The organism is Emticicia sp., from assembly GCF_049241225.1.
Taxonomy (GTDB): Bacteria; Bacteroidota; Bacteroidia; order Cytophagales; family Spirosomataceae; genus Emticicia.
In genome coordinates this window covers 18,032-21,961 of sequence record NZ_JBMLRC010000059.1, presented here as the reverse complement: position 1 = coordinate 21,961, position 3,930 = coordinate 18,032, and the positions used below count along the sequence as shown (strand labels likewise).

The 3,930-nt window shown below is 39.0% G+C and carries 3 protein-coding genes and 1 pseudogene; 2 read left to right on the top strand and 2 right to left on the bottom strand.

Translation table 11 applies throughout. From position 1 onward, the window contains the following. Both ACOVO2_RS03910 and ACOVO2_RS03905 read right to left on the bottom strand, forming a co-directional pair. Positions 1-269 (bottom strand): annotated as a pseudogene (locus tag ACOVO2_RS03910) (hypothetical protein); the annotation flags it as partial. 173 nt (positions 270-442) lie between these two features. Further along, entirely contained in the window at positions 443-1,060 is a 618-nt protein-coding gene (locus ACOVO2_RS03905) for an inorganic pyrophosphatase (RefSeq protein ID WP_421768710.1), read from the bottom strand. A 254-nt stretch (positions 1,061-1,314) separates the two neighbouring features. On the opposite strand from ACOVO2_RS03905, the gene ACOVO2_RS03900 reads away from it, so the two are divergent. Both ACOVO2_RS03900 and ACOVO2_RS03895 read left to right on the top strand, forming a co-directional pair. After that, positions 1,315-2,601 (top strand): amidohydrolase, encoded by a 1,287-nt coding sequence (locus tag ACOVO2_RS03900; RefSeq protein ID WP_421768709.1) that lies wholly within the window; start codon positions 1,315-1,317, stop codon positions 2,599-2,601. A gap of 69 nt (positions 2,602-2,670) precedes the next feature. Next, a complete protein-coding gene (locus ACOVO2_RS03895; RefSeq protein ID WP_421768708.1) occupies positions 2,671-3,792 on the top strand; it encodes an ATP-binding protein in 1,122 nt (373 codons plus the stop codon). Positions 3,793-3,930: the final 138 nt, after the last annotated feature.

Here is a 3,930-nt window from a genome sequence, read left to right as displayed (position 1 = left end):
TAAGGACGGTCGCTGTTGAAGGGTTTTCTATCGCCAAATGGCTTGCGGTCAGAGCTTTCTTCTCGCTTTTGGTAAGGGCGGTCGTTGTTATATGGTTTTCTATCGCTGTAAGTTTTATTTTCGCTATCGCTCGTCACAATACGCTTTCTTTCACCGAAACCACCAACGCCATTTTCTCTTTTTTTGAAGGCTGGTTTATCACCAAATGCTTTCTTTTCGCCGAAACCACCACGGTTATCGGCCTTTTTAGGTCTATCTGAATTCCTCATTGGATTTGCAGCATCACTGCTGTAATTAAATAACTACTTGATTATCAAGCACAAAGATATAGCTTTTTAATGAAGAATGTAGAATGAAGAATGAAGAATTTTGTGTAAAACTCTTTATTAACACCAAAGCCACAGAAATTACTCCGTGGCTTTGGTGATTTTTAATCTTTCTATTAAATGGGTTTGAAAATCAAATCACGGTAATCCAACATTGATTTACGGATTACTTCGTGGGCATCTTCACGGCCATAAACGTTTGAAATTTCGATGGCGTTTTTCTCGTCTGGTAAGCTCTTGTAAGTCAAGAAATAGTGTTTCAAACGAGTAAGAATTGCCTCTGGAAGCTCGCTAATATCCGTATATTTTTGGTAAATTGGGTCAGCAACCAATACTGCAATGATTTTATCATCGGCTTCGCCTTTATCGAGCAAACAAAGTCCACCAATCGGAATCGCTTGCAATAAAATATCACCATGCGGAATGTGGTGGCTCGAAAGTACGCAAATATCCAATGGGTCGCCATCACCTTCTTGTACTTTGTCGGTTCCACGTTCACGAGCCAATTTGGCTACTTCTTCACCACAATAAGTTTGCGGAATAAAGCCATATAACGATGGAATAATGTTAGAGTATTTTTGTGGACGGTCAATTTTCAAATAACCCGACTCTTTATCTACTTCATATTTAATAGTATCTGACGGAACGATTTCGACAAATACTGTAACTCTCTCTGGGGCATTTTCACCTGCCGAAATGCCATGCCACGGGTGTGCTTTGTAAACTGGTTTCATAATCTAAGAATTCAAATTTTCAGCAAAGAAACGCAATAAACAAGGATTTGGCAAATCAGATGTGTTATATTAACACATTGACAACAAACACGAAGAGAAAGTTTGAGTAGTTTTACTTAATTCGTTTTTTCATTCAGAATAAATATTAGGCAAGTAGTTTAAAAGAAATCAAAGAATGGTTAAGTTTGATGAATAAACACTCGCATTGTGTAGAGAATCATTTACCTAAATTTTATCAACAAAGAAAACATCTGATGAAAAAACTCCTAACTCTGGCTCTTTCGTTGTCGGCAATTTGTTCGTTTGGACAAAGCTCATTGAAAGCAAAAATTAATGCAAAAACTGATGCCATCGACTCAAAAGTGATAACTTGGCGAAGAGACATTCACCAAAATCCCGAACTTGGTAATCGTGAATTTAAGACTGCCGCAAAAATTGCCGCCCACCTAAAATCGCTCGGAATTGAAGTACAAGAAAAAGTAGCTTATACTGGCGTTGTGGGGATTCTAAAAGGTGGAAAACCTGGCCCAGTTGTACTGTTAAGAGCTGATATGGACGCTCTACCAGTAACAGAAAGAGCTGATATTCCTTTTAAGTCAAACGTTGTGACTGAATATAATAACCAAAAAACGGGCGTAATGCACGCTTGCGGACACGATACGCACGTAGCGATTCTGATGGGTGTGGCAGAAGTGCTTTCGTCGATGAAAAATGATTTGGCAGGAACGGTGAAATTTTGCTTCCAACCAGCCGAAGAAGGAGCTCCAGCGGGCGAGGAAGGCGGAGCCGATTTGATGATAAAACAAGGCGTAATGGAAAACCCAAAAGTGGATGTAGCTTTTGGTTTGCACATCAATTCTCAGACCAATGTTGGGCAAATCAGGTACCGCTCTGGCCCTGAAATGGCGGCAGCTGATACTTACACACTCAAAATTAAAGGAAAACAAACGCACGGAGCAAGCCCATGGAGTGGCGTTGACCCGATTGTGGCTGGCTCACAAATTGTGATGGCTTACCAAACAATTATCAGCCGAAATGTAGATATTACCGAAAACCCTGCGATTGTGACGGTCGGGGCTTTCAATGCGGGAATTAGAAGCAATATTATTCCTGAAGAAGCAACAATGATTGGTACAATCAGAACTTTTAGCGAGGCACAACAGCAGCTTATTCACAGAAGAATGCAAGAAATTGCAACTAATATTGCCGAAAGTGCAGGTGCAACGGCCGATTTGAAAATCAATATTGGCGTGCCTGTTACTTACAACGACCCAACTTTAACCGAAAAAATGGTGCCGACTCTAACGGCTTTGGCAGGAAAAGAGAATCTGCTTCAAGCACCGCTGGCTACTGGTGCCGAAGATTTTAGTTTCTTTGGCAAAAAAGTACCTGCGTTTTTCTTCTTTTTGGGCGGAAAACCAATCGGAAGCACAGCAGCGGCTCCGCACCATACACCCGATTTCTTTATTGATGATAGTGGTTTAGGCCTCGGCGTAAAAGCCCTTTGCCATTTAACAGTTGATTATTTTGAGAAGAAGTAGAGGAAAATAGTTATCTTAATCAATCATTTTATATAAATTTGTAGAACGTAATCTACAAATTTATATAAAATGATTGAACGAAAGTTAGAGGCTCATCTTGAAAAACATTGGAACGATGGAAAGGTATTAATCGTTTTAGGGCCACGTCAGGTAGGAAAAACAACACTTTTAGAAAAACTGTGTAGCCAAGAAGAAGATTATTTATTTCTCAATGGTGATGATATTATTACGCAGCAAAGTCTCGAAAATGTTGGTGAGGTTCAGCTAAAACAAATTATTGGCAAGCACACAACGGTGTTTATTGATGAAGCCCAACGCATTCATAATATTGGTTTGATATTAAAAATTATTCATGACCGTATAAAAGGCGTTAGAGTAGTAGTGAGTGGCTCTTCGGCATTAGAACTAAGTAGTAGTATAAACGAACCTCTTACTGGTCGAAAATGGGAATATAATTTATATCCAATTAGTTGGGGTGAACTCGCAAATCATTTTGGTTTTTTAGGTGCCAAACAGCAGTTCGAGGCCAGACTTATTTATGGAATGTATCCCGAAATTATCAATAATTTAGGGCAGGAAGAAGCTATCTTAAAGCAATTGGCAAGTAGCTATCTTTATAAAGATTTACTGAATTTTAATGGAATTCGTAAACCCGAAATACTCTCTAAATTGCTTATTGCTCTGGCTTTACAGATTGGTTCGGAAGTTTCATACAACGACTTAGCACAATTATTAAGAATTGACCGAGCAACAGTCGAGCAGTATATCGGCTTGTTAGAGCAAGCCTACGTGATTTTTAGATTGAATCCGCTTAGCCGAAATATTCGGAATGAAATTAGTTCAAGTCGTAAGATATACTTTTATGATAATGGCATCAGAAATGCTTTAGTTAGCAATTTTAATGCACTTTCGCTTAGAAACGACGTAGGAGCTTTGTGGGAAAACTTTCTAATAAGTGAGCGAAAAAAAGCGAACCTCTACAATGAAAGTAATGCAAAAGGATATTTTTGGCGGACTCACGCCCAACAAGAAATTGATTATATTGAAGAGCAAGGTGGGCAAATGTATGCTTATGAATTCAAATGGAATCCGAAGGCTAAAGCTAAATTTCCGAGTTCTTTTGTTGAAGTCTACCAACCTGTAGAAAAGAAGGTTATTAGTTCAAATAATTTTGAGGAGTTTTTAAAGTGAAGTTTCGTTGTGCGAAGTTTCAGAATTTCGCACGAGTGTCATGCGTTCTCCTGAACACTTTTACAAAATGACATCAGTAGATGTCCAAACGCCTCTGCGAAAACTGAGCATTCCCGTTTTAAACTTCACAGAGCGAGA

Bases quoted from the DNA above. Each gene is read 5' to 3' on its own strand.
- ACOVO2_RS03905 (WP_421768710.1), bottom strand. From the start codon at position 1,060: ATGAAACCAGTTTACAAAGCACACCCGTGGCATGGCATTTCGGCAGGT.
- ACOVO2_RS03900 (WP_421768709.1), top strand. From the start codon at position 1,315: ATGAAAAAACTCCTAACTCTGGCTCTTTCGTTGTCGGCAATTTGTTCG.
- ACOVO2_RS03895 (WP_421768708.1), top strand. From the start codon at position 2,671: ATGATTGAACGAAAGTTAGAGGCTCATCTTGAAAAACATTGGAACGAT.